Below are 18,391 nucleotides of genomic sequence, written 5' to 3'. Positions count from 1 at the left end.
CCTTTACGGGTTCATTTGGCCCCGCAGGGGGGCGGATTTTATCATAATACTTTGCGCACTGCTTCCCTATTTCAGGAGCAATTACGCTGGCGTTAAATGGAGGCAGACATCCGGGCCCACCGGACGAATCTCGCTAAATTTGAGTTGCGGTGCATCACCAAGTTTTTCAAGACCCGGCAGCACAAACAGACCACGCGCATCGTTACCCAACAGTTTAGGTGCTACGTAGACAATCAGCTCATCCACCAGCCCGGCCTGCAGCAGCGCGCCGGCCAGCGTCGGCCCCGCTTCTACCCAGATACTGTTCACCTGTTGCTTACCAAGCAGCATCATCAGCACCACTAAGTCGAGGTGCCCGTTATGCTCTGGCACCATGATGCTGCGTACGCCTTGCGGCCATTCACGCGCATCGTCCTGCGTGCGTGCAATCCAGGTTTCGCCCGGCTGTTGCACGATGCGGTGCGCAGGCGTGATGCGATTCTGGCTATCGATGACAATACGCAGCGGCTGACGCAGGTTTTCCTGCGGGTAGCACGCCTGGGTATCGGCATTCAGTTCATCCCAGCGCACGGTCATGGCAGGATTATCAGCCAGAACCGTTTCACTGCTGGTGAGGATAGCATGGCTTTGCGCGCGCAGACGTTGCACATCGCGCCTTGCCTGCGCAGAGGTGATCCACTGGCTCTCGCCGTTCGCCATCGCCGTGCGACCATCCAGTGAGGCCCCAAGCTTAAGCTGAATGTACGGGAACCCGGTGCGCATGCGCTTCAGGAAGCCTTTGTTGATCGCTTCTGCATCCTGCATCATCAGACCGTGACTGACATCAACTCCTTCCTGCTGGAGTCGATACAGGCCGCGTCCGGCAACCTGCGGATTGGGATCCTGCATCGCCGCGACAACGCGCGCGACACCCGCTGCAATCAGTGCTTCGCAGCACGGCGGGGTACGGCCATGGTGGCTGCAGGGTTCCAGCGTCACGTAGGCCGTTGCACCGCGCGCCTTTTCGCCGGCCATGCGCAGGGCATGAACTTCGGCATGGGGCTCACCGGCGCGGTAGTGAAACCCTTCGCCCACGATCTCGCCATCGTTGACAATGACGCACCCGACGTTAGGGTTGGGATGGGTGGTAAAACGACCGCGCTGCGCCAGCTTCATGGCTCGCGCCATGTAAATCTCATCCTGCATGAGCTTAATCCTGTAAGCGGGCGATCTCTTCGCCAAACTCTTTGATATCTTCGAAACTGCGGTACACAGAGGCGAAGCGGATATAGGCGACCTTATCGAGCTTTTTCAGTTGCTCCATCACCAGGTTGCCAATCATTTTGCTTGGCACCTCGCGCTCACCCAAACCACGAAGGTAAGATTTTATGTGGTTTAACGCCATTTCGACGTCATCTGCACTGACAGGCCGTTTTTCCAGCGCCTTGAGCATCCCGCTGCGCAGTTTCTCTTCGTTAAACGGCTCACGCACGTCGTTACTTTTTACCACGCGCGGCATTACCAGCTCTGCAACCTCAAAGGTCGTGAAACGCTCGTTGCACACCAGACATTGCCGGCGGCGGCGTACGGAAGACCCTTCGCCCACAAGGCGAGAGTCGATAACTTTGGTATCCACAGCGGAGCAGAATGGGCAATGCATACGGTATCCCTGTTATGTGGTTAACTGATTTTCATTTTACCCTGATCTGGCCTGACAACAAAGGAAGAGCTTTTTGAGACAAAGGATCTATGCCTGTTGATGTGATGCTGGCTACCATTACGGAGATCCGTTATTTCAAGGAAATAAACGCAATGACAAGACGTTACCTGAAAATATTGCTGGTGGGGAGTCTGTTTACCCTTAGCGCCTGTGCACAGCAAACCGAAGTCCGTCAAATGAAACAAAGCGTGAATACGCTCAATACCGCGATGGACAAACTGAACAAAGAAACCGTGAAGATCACCCAGCAAAACGCGCTGAATGCCAAATCCAGCAGCGGGGTTTATCTGCTGCCCGGGTCTAACACCCCGGCGCGCCTTAGCAGCCAGATTGGCACGCTGAAAATGTCGTTGGTTAACGTGGCAGCCAATGCGGATGGTACTCGCGCAACATTACGCATTCAGGGGGAATCCAACGATCCTCTGCCAGCCTTTAGCGGCACCGTCGAGTGGGGGCAGATTCAGGGCACCACCGAGAACTATCAGGAAGTGAACGTGAAGAGCCAGCTGTTCACCGCTCCCGCCAGCGTGCTGGCCCCGAGCGATGTTGACATTCCGATCCAGCTGAACGGACTTACGCCGGATCAGTTAGGTTTCATCCGCATTCACGATATCCAGCCCGCCGCGCAGTAATCCCCTTTCAGCGGAGTGCAATGTCACTCCGCTAACATTTACAATCCGCAAAGATTGGCAACAGAAATCATTGCCGCTACAATCCCCGCCGTTTAAAGTACGCAAACGTGAACGCAATCGATTACGCGTGTGAGAGATATGTGAAACAACACATATTTTTGTGAGCAAGGATTCCTATAATAGGCTCCGCAGAAACACGAAATATTTAGAAACGCAATTCGCGCATTTTTCACTCCCGGAAGGGAATTTCAATCAGTGGCATGATTATGAAAAAAACATTACTCGCGGCTGGCGCCGTGCTGGCACTCTCCTCCACTTTCACTGTTAACGCAGCGGAAAACGATAAACCACAATACCTCTCCGACTGGTGGCACCAGAGCGTTAACGTGGTTGGCAGCTATCACACCCGTTTCGGACCACAGATCCGCAACGATACCTACCTGGAGTACGAAGCCTTCGCCAAGAAAGACTGGTTCGATTTCTACGGCTATATGGATGCACCGGTCTTCTTCGGCGGTAACACCGATGCGAAAGGTATCTGGAACCACGGTTCCCCCCTGTTCATGGAGATCGAACCCCGCTTCTCCATTGATAAGCTGACGGGCACCAGCCTGGCGTTTGGTCCATTCAAAGAGTGGTACTTCGCGAACAACTACATCTACGACATGGGCCGTAACGCGTCCGGTCGTCAGAGCACCTGGTATATGGGTCTGGGTACCGACATCGATACCGGTCTGCCAATGAGCCTGTCCCTGAACGTCTATGCGAAATACCAGTGGCAGAACTACGGTGCCGCGAACGAAAACGAGTGGGATGGCTACCGTTTCAAAGTGAAATACTTTGTGCCAATTACCCAGCTGTGGGGCGGTAACCTGAGCTATATCGGTTTCACCAACTTTGACTGGGGTTCAGACCTGGGCGACAACGACTTCCGTGATCTGAACGGTAAGAAAGCGCGTACCAACGACTCCATCGCCTCCAGCCACATCCTGGCGCTGAACTACGATCACTGGCACTACTCCGTTGTTGCGCGTTACTGGCATAACGGCGGTCAGTGGAACGATGACGCAAGCCTGAACTTCGGCAATGGCGACTTCAGCGTACGTTCTACCGGCTGGGGTGGTTACCTGGTTGTCGGTTACAACTTCTGATGTGAAAGAAGGCAAAAACGGACAAAGCCAGCTGATATGCTGGCTTTTTTATTGCTTCACCTTACGCAGAAAATCCGCCAGCGATCGCTCCGCGCTTTCGCTAAAACGCCTCGGCGTGAGCGTAATATTCAGACACCTGTCGAGCCGGAAGCAGCGGTAGTCATCACGCCGTTCACACCACGCGGCCAGCAGCCAGTGTTCTCCCCAGAAGAACAGCCCCAGCGGCTGAATGTCGCGCCATGTCAGATGCCCGGCTTCATCACGATAATGCAGCGCCAGTACGCACTGGGCAGAAATAGCCTGATGAATAACATCAAAGTCGCTGCGCGAATGCGGCTGAAGCGCAATATCCGGCGCATATATTCGCGTCTGCTCCGCCTTACGTCGGCTCTCCTCGGGCAGGATCGCCAGTACCTTCTCCTGCGCCGACTCAAGCTCACGCGAGAGCGAGTCGCCCCCCCAGGTTTTAAGCAGACGGATGGCGACCATCAGCGCTTCAGATTCTTTGTTCGTCAGCATCAGCGGAGGTAAGTCAAAACCCGACATCAGCCGATAGCCGCTTCCCGCCTCCCCTTCCACTGGCACGCCGGAAAGCGACAGGTCGCGGATATCACGGTATACGGTCCGTTCCGATACGCTCAACCTGTCCGCCAGATGCGCTGCCGTTGTCAGACGCCTGCCTCTCAGGATCTGCACAATCTGAAACAAACGGTCAGCGCGTCGGGTCATATCGTATTCAGCTCTCAGGCAGGTTGATGGAGGCCGACGCGATTACCTTCGCTGTCGGTAAACAAGGCTATGGTGCCAATGCCACGCGGCAATTCCAGCGGGCCAAACACGCACTCGCCACCCGCAGACGCGATGCGATCGAGCGTTGCCGCCAGGTTGTCAGTATGCAGGTAAATAATAGCGCCCTGTACGGACGGTGTAATGCCCTCAAATTTTGCCAGCGCGCCGCCGGTGGCCGGATCGTCATGCGGGAAAACGGCTAACTCAGCCACATCCATTTTCTCTCGTCTCAGCTGTACCTGCATCACGGGTTCATAAAATTTGATAGCGCGATCCATATCGGCGACCGGAATTTCAAACCAGTTAATCACACTTTTCATACATCCTCCTGCCTGTTGTTTGGGTTCGAAAAGAGTCTACGACAGGGCTCCTGACAGCATACTGTCAGGAGTGTTTGGCAGGAGCAGATAAAAAAAATCCCGGTCAACAGACCGGGATTTCGGGAACGAACGACACGTCGTCTTACGGCAGAATAGACGGCTGATCCGCCCCTTCTTTCTCGACTTTCTGCTGGAGCAGGTGCTCGCGCTTCATGCCAAGTTTCAGTGCCAGTGCGGAGGCGACGTAGATAGACGAAGCCGTACCGATAGAGACACCGATCAGCATGGTCAGCGAGAAGCCTTCCAGTACCGGGCCACCGAAGAGGAACAGCATCAGGATCACCATCAAGGTGGTTCCGGATGTGATCAACGTACGGTGCAGCGTCTGGGTCAACGACACGTTAAAGATTTCGTACGGCGTACCGCGACGGATCTTACGGAAGTTTTCACGAATACGGTCAGATACCACGATACTGTCGTTCAGTGAGTAACCGATAACGGACATCAGGGATGCCACGATTGTCAGGTCAATCTCAATGTGGAACAGAGACAGTATGCCCATGGTGATCACCACGTCGTGCGCCAGGGCGATAACCACACCCGCCGCCAGTCGCCACTCAAAGCGGAAACCGACGTACACCAGAATGGAGATCAAAGCCACCAGCAGCGCCATCGCACCAGTTTGCGCCAGGTCAGCACCTACGCTTGGCCCGACGAACTCGATACGCTTAACCGTCGCATGCTGGTTGGTTGTTTCGTTAACCACGTTAACAACCTTGCTGCCCAGCTCCTGGCTGCCGTTCGCATCGTGCACCGGCGGCATACGCACCATGATGTCACGGCTGCTGCCGAAGTTCTGTAGCAACGGCTCTTCAAAGCCCGCTTTCTGCAGAGACTGGCGCATCTGGTCCATATCGACCGGTTTTTCCAGGGAGATCTCAATTACCGTACCACCGGTGAAATCAAGACCCCAGTTAAAGCCTTTCACGCCCATCACGATAAGGGAGAGGATCAGCAGTAAACCTGAAATGCCGAAAGCCCAGTAGTCCCAGCGCATAAAGTCCCAGACTTTACGGCCGTGGTTCAATTGTTCAACAGTATATTCCTGTGCCACAACGCACTCCTCAGATAGACAGCTTTTTGACGCGCTTGCCGCCATACAGCAGGTTCACGATGGCACGGGTGCCGACAATAGCGGTAAACATTGACGTTGCAACACCGATACCGGTGGTGATCGCAAAGCCTTTGATAGCGCCAGTCCCCACTGCATACAGGATAAGAACCTTAATCAGTGTTGTTACGTTCGCATCGAAGATGGAGCTGAATGCCCCTTTGTAGCCTTCGTCAATCGCCTGCTGAACAGAGCGACCGTTGCTTAACTCTTCTTTGATACGTTCGTTTATCAGTACGTTGGCGTCGACCGCCACCGCAAGGGTTAAGACGATACCGGCAATCCCCGGCATGGTCAGCGTCGCCCCCGGCAGCAGAGACATGATGCCGATAATCAGCACCAGGTTCGCAACCAGTGCGCTTGTCGCAATCAGACCAAACTTCTTATAGAAGAAGATCATGAAGAGGATGGAGACCACCAGACCGGCCAGACACGCTTCCAGACCCTGCTTGATGTTTTGCATCCCCAGCGTTGGACCAATGGTACGTTCTTCAACAATCTGAATCGGTGCAATCAGCGCACCGGCACGCAGCAGCAGTGAAAGCTGACGCGCTTCGTTCGGGTTGTTGATACCGGTGATGCGGAAGCTGTTACCCAGACGAGACTGGATGTTGGCGATGTTAATCACCTCTTCCTCTTTCACCAGCACCGCGCGGCCGTTTGCATCTTTCTTACCGCTGTCTTTGTACTCCACGAACAGGGTCGCCATCGGTTTACCGATGTTGTCCTTGGTGAAGTTAGACATGATGTTACCACCCGCGCTATCCAGCGAGATGTTAACCTGCGGCTGGTTGTATTCGTCCTGGCTGGATGTGGAGTCGGTGATGTGGTCACCGGTCAGGATCACGCGTTTGTACAGCACAACTGGCTGACCTTCGCGGGTCTGTTTCACTTCCGAATCGCCCGGAATACGGCCAGCGGCGGCAGCGGACTGATCGACGTTGGAGTTAACCAGACGGAATTCCAGCGTAGCAGTTGCCCCCAGAATCTCTTTCGCACGTGCCGTGTCCTGAATACCCGGGAGTTCCACCACGATACGGTCAGCACCCTGACGCTGTACCAGTGGCTCAGCAACCCCCAGCTGGTTTACACGGTTACGCAGAATATTGATGTTCTGCTGAACGGCGTATTCACGGGCTTCTTTCAGGCGAGCATCGGTCATCACCGCGCGCAGCTGGTTGCTGCCCTGAGAGGTGATCACGAGGTCACGGTGACGTTGAGTCAGGTAATCTACAGCCTGATCGCGCGCCGCGCTGTCGCGGAACGTGATGCTCATACCGTAGTTATCTTCTTTACGAACGGTAGTGTAAGCAATGCCTTTTTCGCGCAGATCGCTGCGCAGGCTGTCGATGTTTTGTTCCTGCAGTTTGCCGAGCGCGGTATCCATATCCACTTCCATCAGGAAGTGAACACCGCCACGCAGGTCAAGACCGAGTTTCATTGGCTCTGCATTCAACGCAGCCAGCCAACGCGGGGTTGCAGGAGCAAGGTTAAGCGCCACGACGTATTTATCACCCAGCACGCCCATCAGCACTTCGCGAGCGCGGAGCTGCGTGTCGGTGGTGTCGAAGCGAGCAAGAATTGCGCCCTCTTCCAGAGCCACAGACTTAGCGGTAATTTTTTCTTCTTGTAACGATTTCTGGACCTGGATCAGCGTTTGCTCACTGGCGGCGACACCGCGCGCGCCAGTGATTTGAACAGCCGGATCCTCACCATACAGGTTGGGAAGCGCGTACAGCAGGCCGACGAGAATCACGGCGACCAGCATGATGTACTTCCACAAAGGATAACGGTTTAACACGGCAGTTCCCTTTGGGAAAAGTTGGGATTACAGCGCCTTCATGGTGCCTTTCGGCAGAACGGCAGCTACGAAGTCACGTTTGATAACCACTTCAGTGGTGTCGTTCAGGGCAATAGCAATGTAGCCACTTTCAGCCACTTTGGTTACGCGACCGACCAGACCACCGTTGGTCAGCACTTCATCACCTTTGGCAATGGAGTCCATCAGCTTTTTGTGCTCTTTGGTACGCTTCTGCTGTGGGCGCAGGATCATGAAGTAGAAGATCAGACCGAACACAACCAGCATCAGAATCAGAGACATCGGGCTGCCCTGCGCCGGAGCACCTGTTGCCGCTACCGCATCAGAAATAAAAAAGCTCATTCAAATTCCCTCATTATTAAAATTAATCAACGTTCAAAGGTGGAACGGTTCGACCCTGACGTTGGTAAAAATCGGTCACGAAGCTCTCTAATTTACCCTCTTCAATAGCCTTGCGTAAACCAGCCATTAAGCGCTGATAATAACGAAGATTATGAATGGTATTGAGACGCGCGCCCAAAATCTCATTGCAACGATCAAGATGATGCAGGTACGCGCGAGAATAATTGCGACAGGTGTAGCAATCGCACTCGGAATCGAGCGGGCTGGTGTCACTCTTATGCTTCGCGTTACGGATTTTCACCACGCCATCGGTCACAAACAGATGACCGTTACGCGCGTTGCGGGTTGGCATAACGCAGTCGAACATATCAATGCCGCGGCGCACACCTTCAACCAGGTCCTCAGGTTTACCCACACCCATCAGGTAACGGGGTTTATCTGCCGGGATTTGCGGGCAGACATGCTCCAGAATGCGATGCATGTCTTCCTTCGGTTCACCCACAGCCAAACCGCCGACAGCGTAGCCATCAAAACCTATCTCTACCAGACCTTTAACAGAGATATCGCGTAAATCTTCGTAAACGCTGCCCTGGATAATACCGAACAGCGCATTTTTGTTCTGCAGGGAGTCAAAGCGGTCACGGCTACGCTTCGCCCAGCGCAACGACATCTCCATGGAGCGTTTCGCGTAATCCCAGTCGGCCGGGTATGGCGTACATTCATCGAAGATCATCACGATATCAGAGCCGAGATCGTACTGAATCTCCATAGACTTTTCAGGATCGAGGAAAATCGGATCGCCGTTGATCGGGTTACGGAAGTGTACGCCCTGCTCGGTGATCTTACGGATGTCGCCCAGGCTGAAGACCTGGAAACCACCGGAGTCGGTCAGGATCGGGCCTTTCCACTGCATGAAGTCATGCAAATCGCCGTGCAGCTTCATGATCTCCTGACCAGGACGCAGCCACAGGTGGAAGGTATTGCCGAGGATAATCTGTGCGCCAGTGGCTTCCACTTCTTCCGGCGTCATCCCTTTTACGGTGCCGTAGGTGCCCACAGGCATAAACGCGGGGGTTTCCACCACGCCGCGATCAAACACCAGGCGGCCGCGACGTGCGCGACCATCGGTGGTATCAAGTTCAAATTTCATTTTTTCTCCGACGTCAGAAAAACAGTCCAACGTTGTAAAACGGTGCCGCGGACTTATTCCCCGACACGCTCATTCAAAGCCTGCGGATTGTACGTGATAAACATCGCGTCCCCGTAGCTAAAAAAGCGATATTTTTGTTCTACCGCAGACTTGTACGCCGCCATGGTGTGCTGATAACCCGCAAAAGCGGACACCAGCATAATCAGCGTTGATTCAGGCAGATGGAAGTTGGTTACCAGGGCATCAATCACGTTGTACTGATAGCCCGGGTAGATAAAGATCTGCGTATCGCCAAAGAAAGGCTCAATCAGGTCATTTTTGGCGGCCTGCGCGGCGCTCTCAAGGGAGCGTACCGACGTGGTGCCCACTGCCACAACGCGGTTACCGCGTGCTTTGGCGGCCAGAACGGCATCCACCACCTCTTGCGGCACTTCGGCATATTCGGAGTGCATGATGTGGTCTTCGATGCTGTCCACACGCACCGGCTGGAACGTACCCGCACCGACATGCAGGGTCACGAAGGCCATCTCGATGCCTTTCGCGCGCAATTTTTCCAGCAGCGGTTCATCAAAATGCAGGCCCGCCGTCGGCGCGGCAACCGCGCCAGGTTTCTGGCTGTAAACGGTCTGGTACAGCTCGCGGTCAGCCTCTTCGTCCGGGCGCTCGATGTAAGGGGGCAGCGGCATATGGCCGATCGCATTCAGAATGTCGAGCACCGTGCGCTCGTCATTGAACGCCACCTCAAACAGCGCATCGTGACGCGCGGTCATGGTTGCACGGATGCTCTCATCATCGCCAAGCAGCAGCTCTGCACCCGGCTTCGGCGCTTTAGAGGCGCGAATATGTGCCAGAATACGTTTATCATCAAGCATACGTTCGACCAGCACTTCAATCTTGCCGCCGCTGGCTTTACGGCCAAACAGACGCGCCGGGATCACGCGGGTATTGTTAAAGACCAGCAGATCGCCAGGGTTGAGCTTGTCGAGCAAATCGGTGAAAGTACCGTGCGTCAGCTCGCCCGTCGGCCCATCCAGTGACAGCAAACGACAGCTACTGCGCTCAGGCATTGGGTAGTGAGCAATCAGGGATTCAGGTAGTTCAAAGGAGAAATCGGCGACGCGCATGACGTATACTCGTGACTTAAAAACAGGCGGCATAGTCTAGTGCTCACACCCTTTTGCTGCAACAACTAGCCGCCCCTGGACAAATAAAACGCATGAATTTTCTCGCTCACCTGCATCTTGCTCATCTCGCTGACAGCTCTCTTTCCGGCAATCTGCTGGCCGATTTCGTGCGCGGTAATCCCGCCGACGCGTACTCCGCAGAGGTTGTCGACGGGATTTTTATGCATCGCCGTATCGACGTACTGACCGATAACCTGCCGGAAGTCCAGGAAGCCAAAGCGTGGTTCCGCCCTGAAACGCGGCGCGTCGCACCGATCACGCTCGATGTAATGTGGGACCATTTCCTCTCGCGGCACTGGGAAACACTCTCTCCTGAGATGCCCCTAAACGCGTTCGTGCGCTATGCCCACCAGCAGGTGTCCATTATTTTGCCGGATTCGCCGCCGCGCTTTGTGAATCTGAATAACTATCTCTGGTCAGAACGCTGGCTTGAGCGCTATCGCGAGATGGACTTTATACAGAATGTGTTAAACGGGATGGCGAGTCGCCGACCGCGACTCGACGCGCTGCGCGACTCCTGGCATGACCTGGACGCCCACTACGAGGCGCTGGAGACGCGGTTCTGGCAGTTCTATCCGCGTATGATGACCCAGGCGAAAAACAAACAGCTATAACAGAAATGCCATTGATAGGTGAAAGCTTGCTGAACGATTGTTAGCGCCTCTTTGTCTTATCAATGAACACTCTCTATACTGGGCGGCGTTGCGTTCCAAATAACCTTAGTATCTACAGGAGAATCACATGGTTCTGGTAACTCGTCCGGCTCCGGATTTTACAGCTGCAGCAGTTCTGGGCAACGGTGAAATCGTTGAAAACTTCAACTTCAAACAGCACACCAACGGTAAAGCGACCGTTCTGTTCTTCTGGCCAATGGACTTCACTTTCGTTTGCCCGTCTGAGCTGATCGCATTCGACAAACGTTACGAAGAATTCCAGAAGCGTGGCGTAGAAGTTGTAGGCGTCTCCTTCGACTCTGAATTTGTACACAACGCATGGCGTAACACCCCTGTCGACAAAGGCGGCATCGGTGCGGTGAAATACGCAATGGTTGCGGACATCAAACGCGAAATCCAGCAGGCTTACGGTATCGAACATCCGGACGCTGGTGTTGCACTGCGCGGTTCTTTCCTGATCGACGCAAACGGCATCGTTCGTCACCAGGTTGTTAACGATCTGCCACTGGGTCGTAACATCGACGAAATGCTGCGCATGGTTGACGCGCTGCAGTTCCACGAAGAGCACGGTGAAGTGTGCCCGGCTCAGTGGGAAAAAGGTAAAGAAGGTATGAACGCGTCTCCGGACGGCGTTGCTAAATACCTGTCTGAGAACGTATCCAGCCTGTAATCGGCACGGTTTACGGAAAAGGCCCGCATCAGCGGGCCTTTTTGTTTTGTACGATCTCACTCTTCACATGTTAAAACGCGAAGCACGAACACCCCAGCACGCCCCAGAATGCCTGGTCATCAGATACCGGGATATCCGATTGCCGCGCAATGCCGTGCGCATGGCCATGCACTCCGCAGCTACCAATGCACTGGTGCATCTGTACCACCGCCCCCACTTTGCTGGCTGCAGGCGGCGCAGAGCGGTAATGCCCCGGGACTTTCACGACCGGTGACCACGACGGCACAACCGGGATCGGCGGCGGTGACAGCGGACTGAAATGACCGGCGGCATACACGACCTTGCCATCCACAACGGTCAGCACCGATTCAATGCCCTTGATCTCCTCTTCCGCCACGCTGAAGTAATCTTTCGACAGCACCACCAGATCCGCAAGCTGCCCTTCAACCAGACGGCCTTTTTTACCCTGCTCGCTGGAAAACCACGCGCTGCCTGCGGTCCACAGCTCCAGCGCTACCTCACGCGGCAGGCGGTTATTGTCGTCATACATCGCCAGGCCGCCGACGGTTCGCCCGGAGACCAGCCAGTAGAGCGCCGTCCACGGGTTATAGCTCGCCACACGGGTTGCGTCGGTTCCTAACCCAACCGGCACGTCCAGTTCCAGCATTTTCGCCACCGGCGGCGTGTGTTTCACCGCCTCTTTGCCGTAGCGGTCGACGAAATATTCGCCCTGGAACGCCATACGGTGCTGTACCGCAATACCGCCCCCCAACGCTTTGACGCGCTCGATATTACGCTCGGTAATGGTCTCCGCATGGTCAAAGAACCAGTGCAGGCCGTTAAACGGAATCTCACGGTTCACCTTCTCAAAGACATCCAGCATCCGGCTGATGGATTCGTCATAGGTGGCATGCAGCCGGAACGGCCAGCGGTTTTCCACCAGGTGGCGCACCACGCGTTCCAGCTCGTCTTCCATCCCTTGCGGCAGATCCGGGCGGGGCTGGAGGAAATCTTCAAAATCCGCCGCCGAGAAGACCAGCATCTCTCCTGCCCCGTTCGCACGATAAAAGTCTGTGCCCTGCCCCGGTTTGAGCATATCGGTCCAGCGCTCAAAATCCTCCAGCTCCTGTTTAGGGCGCTGAGTGAAGAGGTTGTAGGCAATACGCACCGTCATCTGCTCTTTGGCGTGCAGTTCGGCAATCACCTCGTAATCTTCCGGGTAGTTCTGGAAGCCGCCGCCGGCATCAATGGCGCTGGTCAGCCCCAGACGGTTAAGCTCACGCATAAACTGGCGCGTGGAGTTAACCTGCTGCTCCATGGGGAGTTTCGGTCCTTTTGCCAGCGTGGCGTAGAGGATCATCGCGTTAGGTTTAGCGATCAGCAGCCCGGTCGGGTTGCCGTGGTTATCACGCACAATCTCCCCGCCCGGCGGGTTTGGCGTCTCTTTGGTGTAGCCGACAGCTTTCAACGCGGCGCGGTTAAGCAGGGCACGATCGTAGAGGTGCAGGACAAACACTGGCGTATCCGGTGCCGCCTCGTTAAGCTCTTCGATGGTCGGCATCCGGCGTTCGGCGAACTGAAACTCGCTCCAGCCGCCCACCACCCGAACCCACTGAGGTGAAGGTGTACGATCGGCCTGATCTTTCAACATCCTTAGCGCATCCGCCAGCGACGGTACGCCTTCCCAGCGCAGCTCGAGGTTGTAGTTCAGCCCGCCGCGGATCAGGTGCAGGTGCGAATCGTTAAGCCCGGGGATCACCGTACTTCCCTTCAGATCGACAATCTGCGTTCCCTGCGTCGCATAGCTCATAATGCGATCGTGGTTGCCCGTCGCCAGGATCTTGCCGTTAGCAATAGCCACCGCTTCCGTGAGCGGGTTTTCGCGATCGAGGGTATGGATCTTACCTTTGGTTAAGATCAGTGTGGCAGTTTGAGACATAACGTACTCCTTTCAGCCGAATCAGGCTTTTTTGAGCCATCCGGCAAACAGACGGGTCACGATGGGCATCCACAGCCAGACCACCAGCGCGACCACACAGGCATCGTTAATCAGATGCAGCAACAACGTACCTTTCAGGCCAGGAAGCAACGCACCGGTCACCAGCGGCACCAGGTTAGTACTGGGGAAGATAACCAGCAGGGTAATGAGAAACTGTTTCCACTGTTTAGGCTTACGCACATGAGGCTCCGGTGGAGTAAACCAGAACGCCGCCTCGGTACGCACTTCGGTTTTATCGCCTTCCGCCAGCAGCGGTTCAATCTCTTTTACCAGCGCATTACGGGTATCGGACTGGGTCCATGCAGAAAGGTGTTCGAGGGTGTCGAAACGGATTATCACCGTCCACAGATGTTGTCCGTCGGTCGGGCGGATGACGTTCGCGCCAAGATGCCCCGGAAATTCCGCCGCGATGGGCATGATCTTACCCAGCCACTGTTCGTATCGCTCAGCCTGACCCGGCAGCAAGGTGTGGGTGATCACCAGCGTGACGTGCGATGTGTGCGCCATAATAGTTTCCAGGTCATTAATGGGCGGGAGAACCCCGCCCTGAAAGGTTTACGCTTTGCGTTCTGGCGCGCCGTGAACGAGGGTGTAGGCATAGTCAACGCCCATGCCATAAGCACCGCTGTGCTCACGGACCAGGTCCATGACCGCGTCGTAAGTGCCTTTGCGAGACCAGTCGCGCTGATACTCAAGCAGCACCTGCTGCCAGGTCACAGGAACCGCGCCCGCTTGAACCATACGGTCAATCGCACGTTCATGGGCATCTACGGAGGTACCGCCGGAAGTATCGGTCACTACATAAACTTCAAACCCTTCATCCAGAGCCATCAGCGCCGGGAAGGTCAGGCAAACTTCGGTCCACAGGGCTGAGATGATAAGTTTCTTGCGGCCCGTTGCTTTCACTGCCGCAACAAACGCATCGTCTTCCCAGGAGTTCATAGAGGTACGTTCAATCGGTTTAACCTCCGGGTGAACCGCCAGCAATTCTGGCCAGATGTATCCGCTAAAGCTTTTTGTTTCGACAGAGGTGTAGATAACCGGAACATCAAAAATTTTGCCTGCTTTTGCCAGAGCCACCGTATTATTCTTTAATAACTGACGGTCAATATTTGCCACGCCAAAAGACATTTGCGGTTGGTGATCGATAAAAATCAGTACGGAATTGGACGGGTCAATCAGTTCACGAATAGACATAAAAGTACCTTTTAATCAATGTGTTAAAAGCCAACGTTTTGGTATGCTATATGAGAAAGGGCCCTGACTGATAAAGCAATTTGAGTATAGCGAGAATTGATTGGGCGGATAGTAAAGATATTTGTCCCCTCTGTTGAAATTAACCGAACAACTTAGGGGAATTTTCAGCAACCGGGAAATAAACCGGTTGCTGATGACGATTAATTTCCGAACCAGACGGAGGCGGAAATGGCCGGTAGGGAGAGAATGCCTTCCTGAATCGTGCCTTTACCCTCTTTGCGTTGCCACGCCTTCACGTGCAGCAACGGAGAGTCATCCAGCACCACTTCACAGGCTTCTCCGCGGTTGATGGCGACCAGCACGCGTTGCTGGTTGTAGACGCGGGCAAACACCACCACGTTATCGTGGGCATACACCACCTGACAGCCACCGTAACGCAACGCCTGGTTCTGTTTACGAAGCTTAGCCAGACGCTGGTACAGGGTGAGCAGCGCCTTGTCCTGCTTCGCCGGATCCCAGGGGAAGGTTTTGCGGCAGAAGGGATCGTTGTTCCCCTCCAGCCCCACCTCATCACCGTAGTAAATGCACGGCACGCCAGGCCAGGTGAAGAGCCAGGTAACGGCCAGCGGCAGACGTGCCACATCCTTGCCAAGCAGGGATTTAAAACGTGCGGTATCGTGGCTGTCCAGCTGGTTAAACATCCGCAACTGCTGCTGATGCGACAGGCTGGCGCGGTAGTTATCCATCCATGCCATACAGGTTTCGGCGTCGATATGCTGCGGATCGTAAGAGATATCGGTGTTCGCCAGAAATCCCCATAGCGGGAAGGTAAAACCGCGGTAGTTCATGGCCGAATCTTCTGCATCGGCTTGCAACCACTGGCGTGCATCGCCAAAATGCTCGCCAAAGACAAAGGCCTCCGGCTGCGCGGCTTTCGCTGAGCGGGTGATACCTGCAACGTGCTGAAGGTTATTACGCGCTCCGCCCGCTTCACCCAGCATATGCACCACGTCAAGACGCCAGCCGTCCATGTTCCATGGCGCCTTAAGCCAGTGGCGGACAACGCTGTCTTCACCGCCGTAGATTTCGTTGACCAGAGAAGGCGACTGGAAATCCAGCTTCGGCAGGCTTGGGTAGCCCAGCCAGTCCAGCGCGTAGCCCTCTTCATTAAAGCTGTACCAGTTACGCTGCGGCGAATCCGGGTTATGGCATGCCCCGCTCATCGACTGGTTATGACGGTCAAACCACGCGTGCGAATCCCCGCTGTGGTTGAACACGCCGTCCAGAATCAGGCGCATCCCTTCGTTTTTAGTGTTCTGTCGCAGGCGCAGCAGCGCCGCATCGCCGCCAAACTGCTCATCAACATGACGATAATCTTCGGTGTCGTATTTATGCACGCTCGGGGCTTTAAACACCGGGTTAAGGTACAGCGCCGTCACGCCCAGTTTTTTCAGGTACGGGAGTTTTTCGCTGATCCCGTCGAGATCGCCACCGTAAAACGTCGAGCCACCCGCCTGCGCGGTCAGCGGTTCATCCCATGCTTTGAGGATAATGTCGTGACCTGCTGCGTGGTGGTAATAAACCTTGTCCTGGTCTGCAGTGCGCTTTTCGCTGCGGGCAAAGCGGTCCGGGAAAATCTGGTAAAACACCTGATCGTTAACCCATTGCGGGCCATTGTCCGGGTAATCGACGGCAAATTGCTCCAGCCGGGCCGGCGGAAAACGGCTAAACCCCTGCGGGGTAAACCACAGCTGGCGGTTATTCCACAGCAGTTTAAAACTGTAGCGACGACGCGGCTGTCCACGGGTTAAATCGATGTTTGCCCGCCACGCCGTGATCCCGGGCTGCGGCTGGCTGCGCTGCTTATGCATTTTCAGCGCGGTCTCTTCGTTATCAATTTCGGCGCGTAGCGTCACGCGTTCAGGCTGATTTTCCCCCGCCAGCCAGAGCGTAATCACAAGGTTGTCTTTGTTTTGCTTAACAAATGGGGCAACCGGAAGGTGCCAGGCGTTTAACATCACGAATCCCCTTTGATGAAATTGACGTCACCTTGCCACAGGGTGGTTAAGGTTAGCTCATCATGACGAGGTTTATTGAGGGAGGAGGACGGGGGAGGAGGCATCAGCGTGAGCGGATGCCTCCTTCCAGTCCCTCTGCGGGGAGAGGGAAGATTACTGTGCCTGCGCCAGCTGACGGTCTCGGCGGCATTTAAACATCCAGCCCAGCAGCAGCAGGACGATCCACGCGCAGCCCACATAAAGGGAGATACGGGTATCCGGATGATAGCCAATCAGGGCGATGATAAAGACCAGGAAGACCAGACCGACAGCGGTTGTCACCACCCCACCCGGCACTTTGAACTTCAGCGCTTTCGCCTCTTCCGGTGACAGACGGCGACGGAACGCAATCTGCGACAACAGGATCATGATCCACACCCACACGGTCGCGAAGGTCGCCAGCGACGCAATCACCAGGAACACATTCTCCGGCATGATGTAGTTCAGGTAGACCGACAGCAGCAGGGCTACGGTCATTACCATTACCGTCACCCACGGCGTGCCGCGACGAGAGGTTTTGGCAAACACCTTAGGCGCACTGCCCTGCTCCGCCATTCCGTGCAGCATGCGGCCCACGCCAAAGACGTCACTGTTGATTGCCGAAAGCGAGGCGGTCAGCACCACAAAGTTCAGGATGCTGGCGGCAAACGCGATGCCCATATGCTGGAAGGTCAGCACAAACGGGCTGCCGTTAGTGCCCACCTGGTTCCACGGGTAGATGGACATAATGACGAACAGCGTCCCCACATAGAACACCAGAATACGCATTGGCACTGAGTTGATGGCGCGCGGAATGGATTTCTCCGGATCTTTCGCTTCCCCGGCGGTAATGCCGATAATCTCGATCCCGCCGTAGGCAAACATGACCATCTGCAGCGACATCACCATACCGAGCCAGCCGTTGCTGAAGAAGCCGCCGTTGCTCCAGAGGTTATGGATCCCCGTTGGCTGACCGCCGTTGCCGATACCCCAGATGATGATCCCGAAGCCCGCGATAATCATGATGATGATGGTGGCAACTTTGAAGAAGGAGAACCAGAACTCCAGTTCACCGAACACCTTCACGCTCATCAGGTTGACGGCACAGATGATCAGGACCACGCTCAGCACCCAGATCCAGTGCGGAACCGCGGGGAACCAGACGCCCATGTAGATGCCAAAGGCGGTAACGTCGGCAATAGCCACAATCAGAATTTCGAAGCAGTAGGTCCATCCGGTGATGAAGCCCGCCAGCGGGCCTAAGTTTTCCTGCGCATAGCGCGAGAACGAACTGGCAGACGGATTGTGAACCGACATCTCCCCGAGGGCGCGCATGATAATATACGCGGCCACGCCACCGATGATGTAGGCCAGCAGAACGCTGGGACCGGCCATTTTAATGGCATCTGCCGAGCCATAAAAAAGACCGGTACCGATAGCGGATCCCAGCGCCATAAAGCGAATGTGGCGGGTGCTGAGTCCACGTTTGAGTTTGTTAGTGCTTTCCATTTAAATCTTGCCATTCAACTCGAAAAAAACAAAAAACCACGGGGCCTTA

General features: G+C 55.1%; 18 protein-coding genes. 4 read left to right on the top strand and 14 right to left on the bottom strand.

Going from position 1 to position 18,391, the window contains the following annotated elements; genetic code table 11:
• Window positions 1-81: 81 nt before the first annotated feature.
• Both ribD and nrdR read right to left on the bottom strand, forming a co-directional pair.
• A complete protein-coding gene (gene ribD, locus ACMGG3_RS00670) occupies window positions 82-1,185 on the bottom strand; it encodes a bifunctional diaminohydroxyphosphoribosylaminopyrimidine deaminase/5-amino-6-(5-phosphoribosylamino)uracil reductase RibD (protein ID WP_020885222.1) in 1,104 nt (367 codons plus the stop codon).
• 4 nt (window positions 1,186-1,189) lie between these two features.
• Window positions 1,190-1,639, bottom strand: a complete 450-nt coding sequence (gene nrdR, locus ACMGG3_RS00665) for a transcriptional regulator NrdR (protein ID WP_008503337.1) — start codon at window positions 1,637-1,639, stop codon at window positions 1,190-1,192.
• 152 nt (window positions 1,640-1,791) lie between these two features.
• Here nrdR and ACMGG3_RS00660 point away from each other — a divergent pair, with 152 nt between their 5' ends.
• The gene (locus tag ACMGG3_RS00660) at window positions 1,792-2,331 is read left to right on the top strand and encodes a DUF3251 domain-containing protein (protein WP_149376869.1); all 540 of its coding nucleotides are present in this window, start codon (window positions 1,792-1,794) and stop codon (window positions 2,329-2,331) included.
• A gap of 266 nt (window positions 2,332-2,597) precedes the next feature.
• The gene (locus ACMGG3_RS00655; protein ID WP_025204975.1) at window positions 2,598-3,482 is read left to right on the top strand and encodes a nucleoside-specific channel-forming protein Tsx; all 885 of its coding nucleotides are present in this window, start codon (window positions 2,598-2,600) and stop codon (window positions 3,480-3,482) included.
• 48 nt (window positions 3,483-3,530) lie between these two features.
• On the opposite strand, the gene ACMGG3_RS00650 is transcribed toward ACMGG3_RS00655, so the two are convergent.
• From ACMGG3_RS00650 to queA, 7 genes are all read right to left on the bottom strand, one after another.
• On the bottom strand, window positions 3,531-4,211 hold the full coding sequence (locus ACMGG3_RS00650; protein ID WP_063156347.1) for a helix-turn-helix transcriptional regulator: 681 nt from the start codon (window positions 4,209-4,211) through the stop codon (window positions 3,531-3,533).
• Window positions 4,212-4,225: 14 nt separating this feature from the next.
• On the bottom strand, window positions 4,226-4,591 hold the full coding sequence (locus ACMGG3_RS00645; RefSeq protein ID WP_020885224.1) for a VOC family protein: 366 nt from the start codon (window positions 4,589-4,591) through the stop codon (window positions 4,226-4,228).
• 142 nt (window positions 4,592-4,733) lie between these two features.
• Complete coding sequence (gene secF, locus ACMGG3_RS00640; protein ID WP_020885225.1) at window positions 4,734-5,705, bottom strand: protein translocase subunit SecF; 972 nt, start codon at window positions 5,703-5,705, stop codon at window positions 4,734-4,736.
• Window positions 5,706-5,715: 10 nt separating this feature from the next.
• Window positions 5,716-7,563, bottom strand: coding sequence for a protein translocase subunit SecD (gene secD, locus ACMGG3_RS00635; RefSeq protein WP_014168844.1), 1,848 nt, complete (start codon window positions 7,561-7,563; stop codon window positions 5,716-5,718).
• A 27-nt stretch (window positions 7,564-7,590) separates the two neighbouring features.
• Entirely contained in the window at window positions 7,591-7,923 is a 333-nt protein-coding gene (yajC, locus tag ACMGG3_RS00630; protein ID WP_000007630.1) for a preprotein translocase subunit YajC, read from the bottom strand.
• Between the two features lie 22 nt (window positions 7,924-7,945).
• Window positions 7,946-9,073 carry a tRNA guanosine(34) transglycosylase Tgt gene (gene tgt / locus ACMGG3_RS00625; RefSeq protein WP_020885227.1) on the bottom strand — a complete coding sequence of 376 codons (1,128 nt, stop codon included), beginning with the start codon at window positions 9,071-9,073 and terminating at the stop codon, window positions 7,946-7,948.
• A 53-nt stretch (window positions 9,074-9,126) separates the two neighbouring features.
• The gene (gene queA, locus ACMGG3_RS00620) at window positions 9,127-10,197 is read right to left on the bottom strand and encodes a tRNA preQ1(34) S-adenosylmethionine ribosyltransferase-isomerase QueA (protein ID WP_032677507.1); all 1,071 of its coding nucleotides are present in this window, start codon (window positions 10,195-10,197) and stop codon (window positions 9,127-9,129) included.
• Between the two features lie 92 nt (window positions 10,198-10,289).
• Between queA and acpH the strand changes: the two genes are divergently transcribed.
• Both acpH and ACMGG3_RS00610 read left to right on the top strand, forming a co-directional pair.
• Complete coding sequence (acpH, locus tag ACMGG3_RS00615; protein WP_025204983.1) at window positions 10,290-10,871, top strand: ACP phosphodiesterase; 582 nt, start codon at window positions 10,290-10,292, stop codon at window positions 10,869-10,871.
• Between the two features lie 127 nt (window positions 10,872-10,998).
• Complete coding sequence (locus ACMGG3_RS00610) at window positions 10,999-11,601, top strand: peroxiredoxin (protein WP_014168840.1); 603 nt, start codon at window positions 10,999-11,001, stop codon at window positions 11,599-11,601.
• 70 nt (window positions 11,602-11,671) lie between these two features.
• Here the strand turns inward: ACMGG3_RS00610 and ACMGG3_RS00605 are convergent, their stop codons facing one another.
• From ACMGG3_RS00605 to proY, 5 genes are all read right to left on the bottom strand, one after another.
• Entirely contained in the window at window positions 11,672-13,540 is a 1,869-nt protein-coding gene (locus tag ACMGG3_RS00605; RefSeq protein ID WP_414149495.1) for an amidohydrolase, read from the bottom strand.
• A gap of 21 nt (window positions 13,541-13,561) precedes the next feature.
• Window positions 13,562-14,107 carry an antibiotic biosynthesis monooxygenase gene (locus tag ACMGG3_RS00600; protein ID WP_014168838.1) on the bottom strand — a complete coding sequence of 182 codons (546 nt, stop codon included), beginning with the start codon at window positions 14,105-14,107 and terminating at the stop codon, window positions 13,562-13,564.
• A gap of 48 nt (window positions 14,108-14,155) precedes the next feature.
• Window positions 14,156-14,797, bottom strand: coding sequence for a hydrolase (locus ACMGG3_RS00595; RefSeq protein WP_020885231.1), 642 nt, complete (start codon window positions 14,795-14,797; stop codon window positions 14,156-14,158).
• Window positions 14,798-14,997: 200 nt separating this feature from the next.
• Entirely contained in the window at window positions 14,998-16,815 is a 1,818-nt protein-coding gene (gene malZ, locus ACMGG3_RS00590) for a maltodextrin glucosidase (protein WP_106503761.1), read from the bottom strand.
• Between the two features lie 153 nt (window positions 16,816-16,968).
• The gene (proY, locus tag ACMGG3_RS00585; protein WP_014168835.1) at window positions 16,969-18,342 is read right to left on the bottom strand and encodes a proline-specific permease ProY; all 1,374 of its coding nucleotides are present in this window, start codon (window positions 18,340-18,342) and stop codon (window positions 16,969-16,971) included.
• Between the last annotated feature and the right edge of the window lie 49 nt (window positions 18,343-18,391).

It is taken from the genome of Enterobacter sp. BNK-18, from assembly GCF_047456135.1.
Taxonomy (GTDB): domain Bacteria; phylum Pseudomonadota; class Gammaproteobacteria; order Enterobacterales; family Enterobacteriaceae; genus Enterobacter; species Enterobacter ludwigii.
Note: the sequence above shows the minus strand (reverse complement) of the source record. Positions and strands in the feature narration are given on the sequence as shown.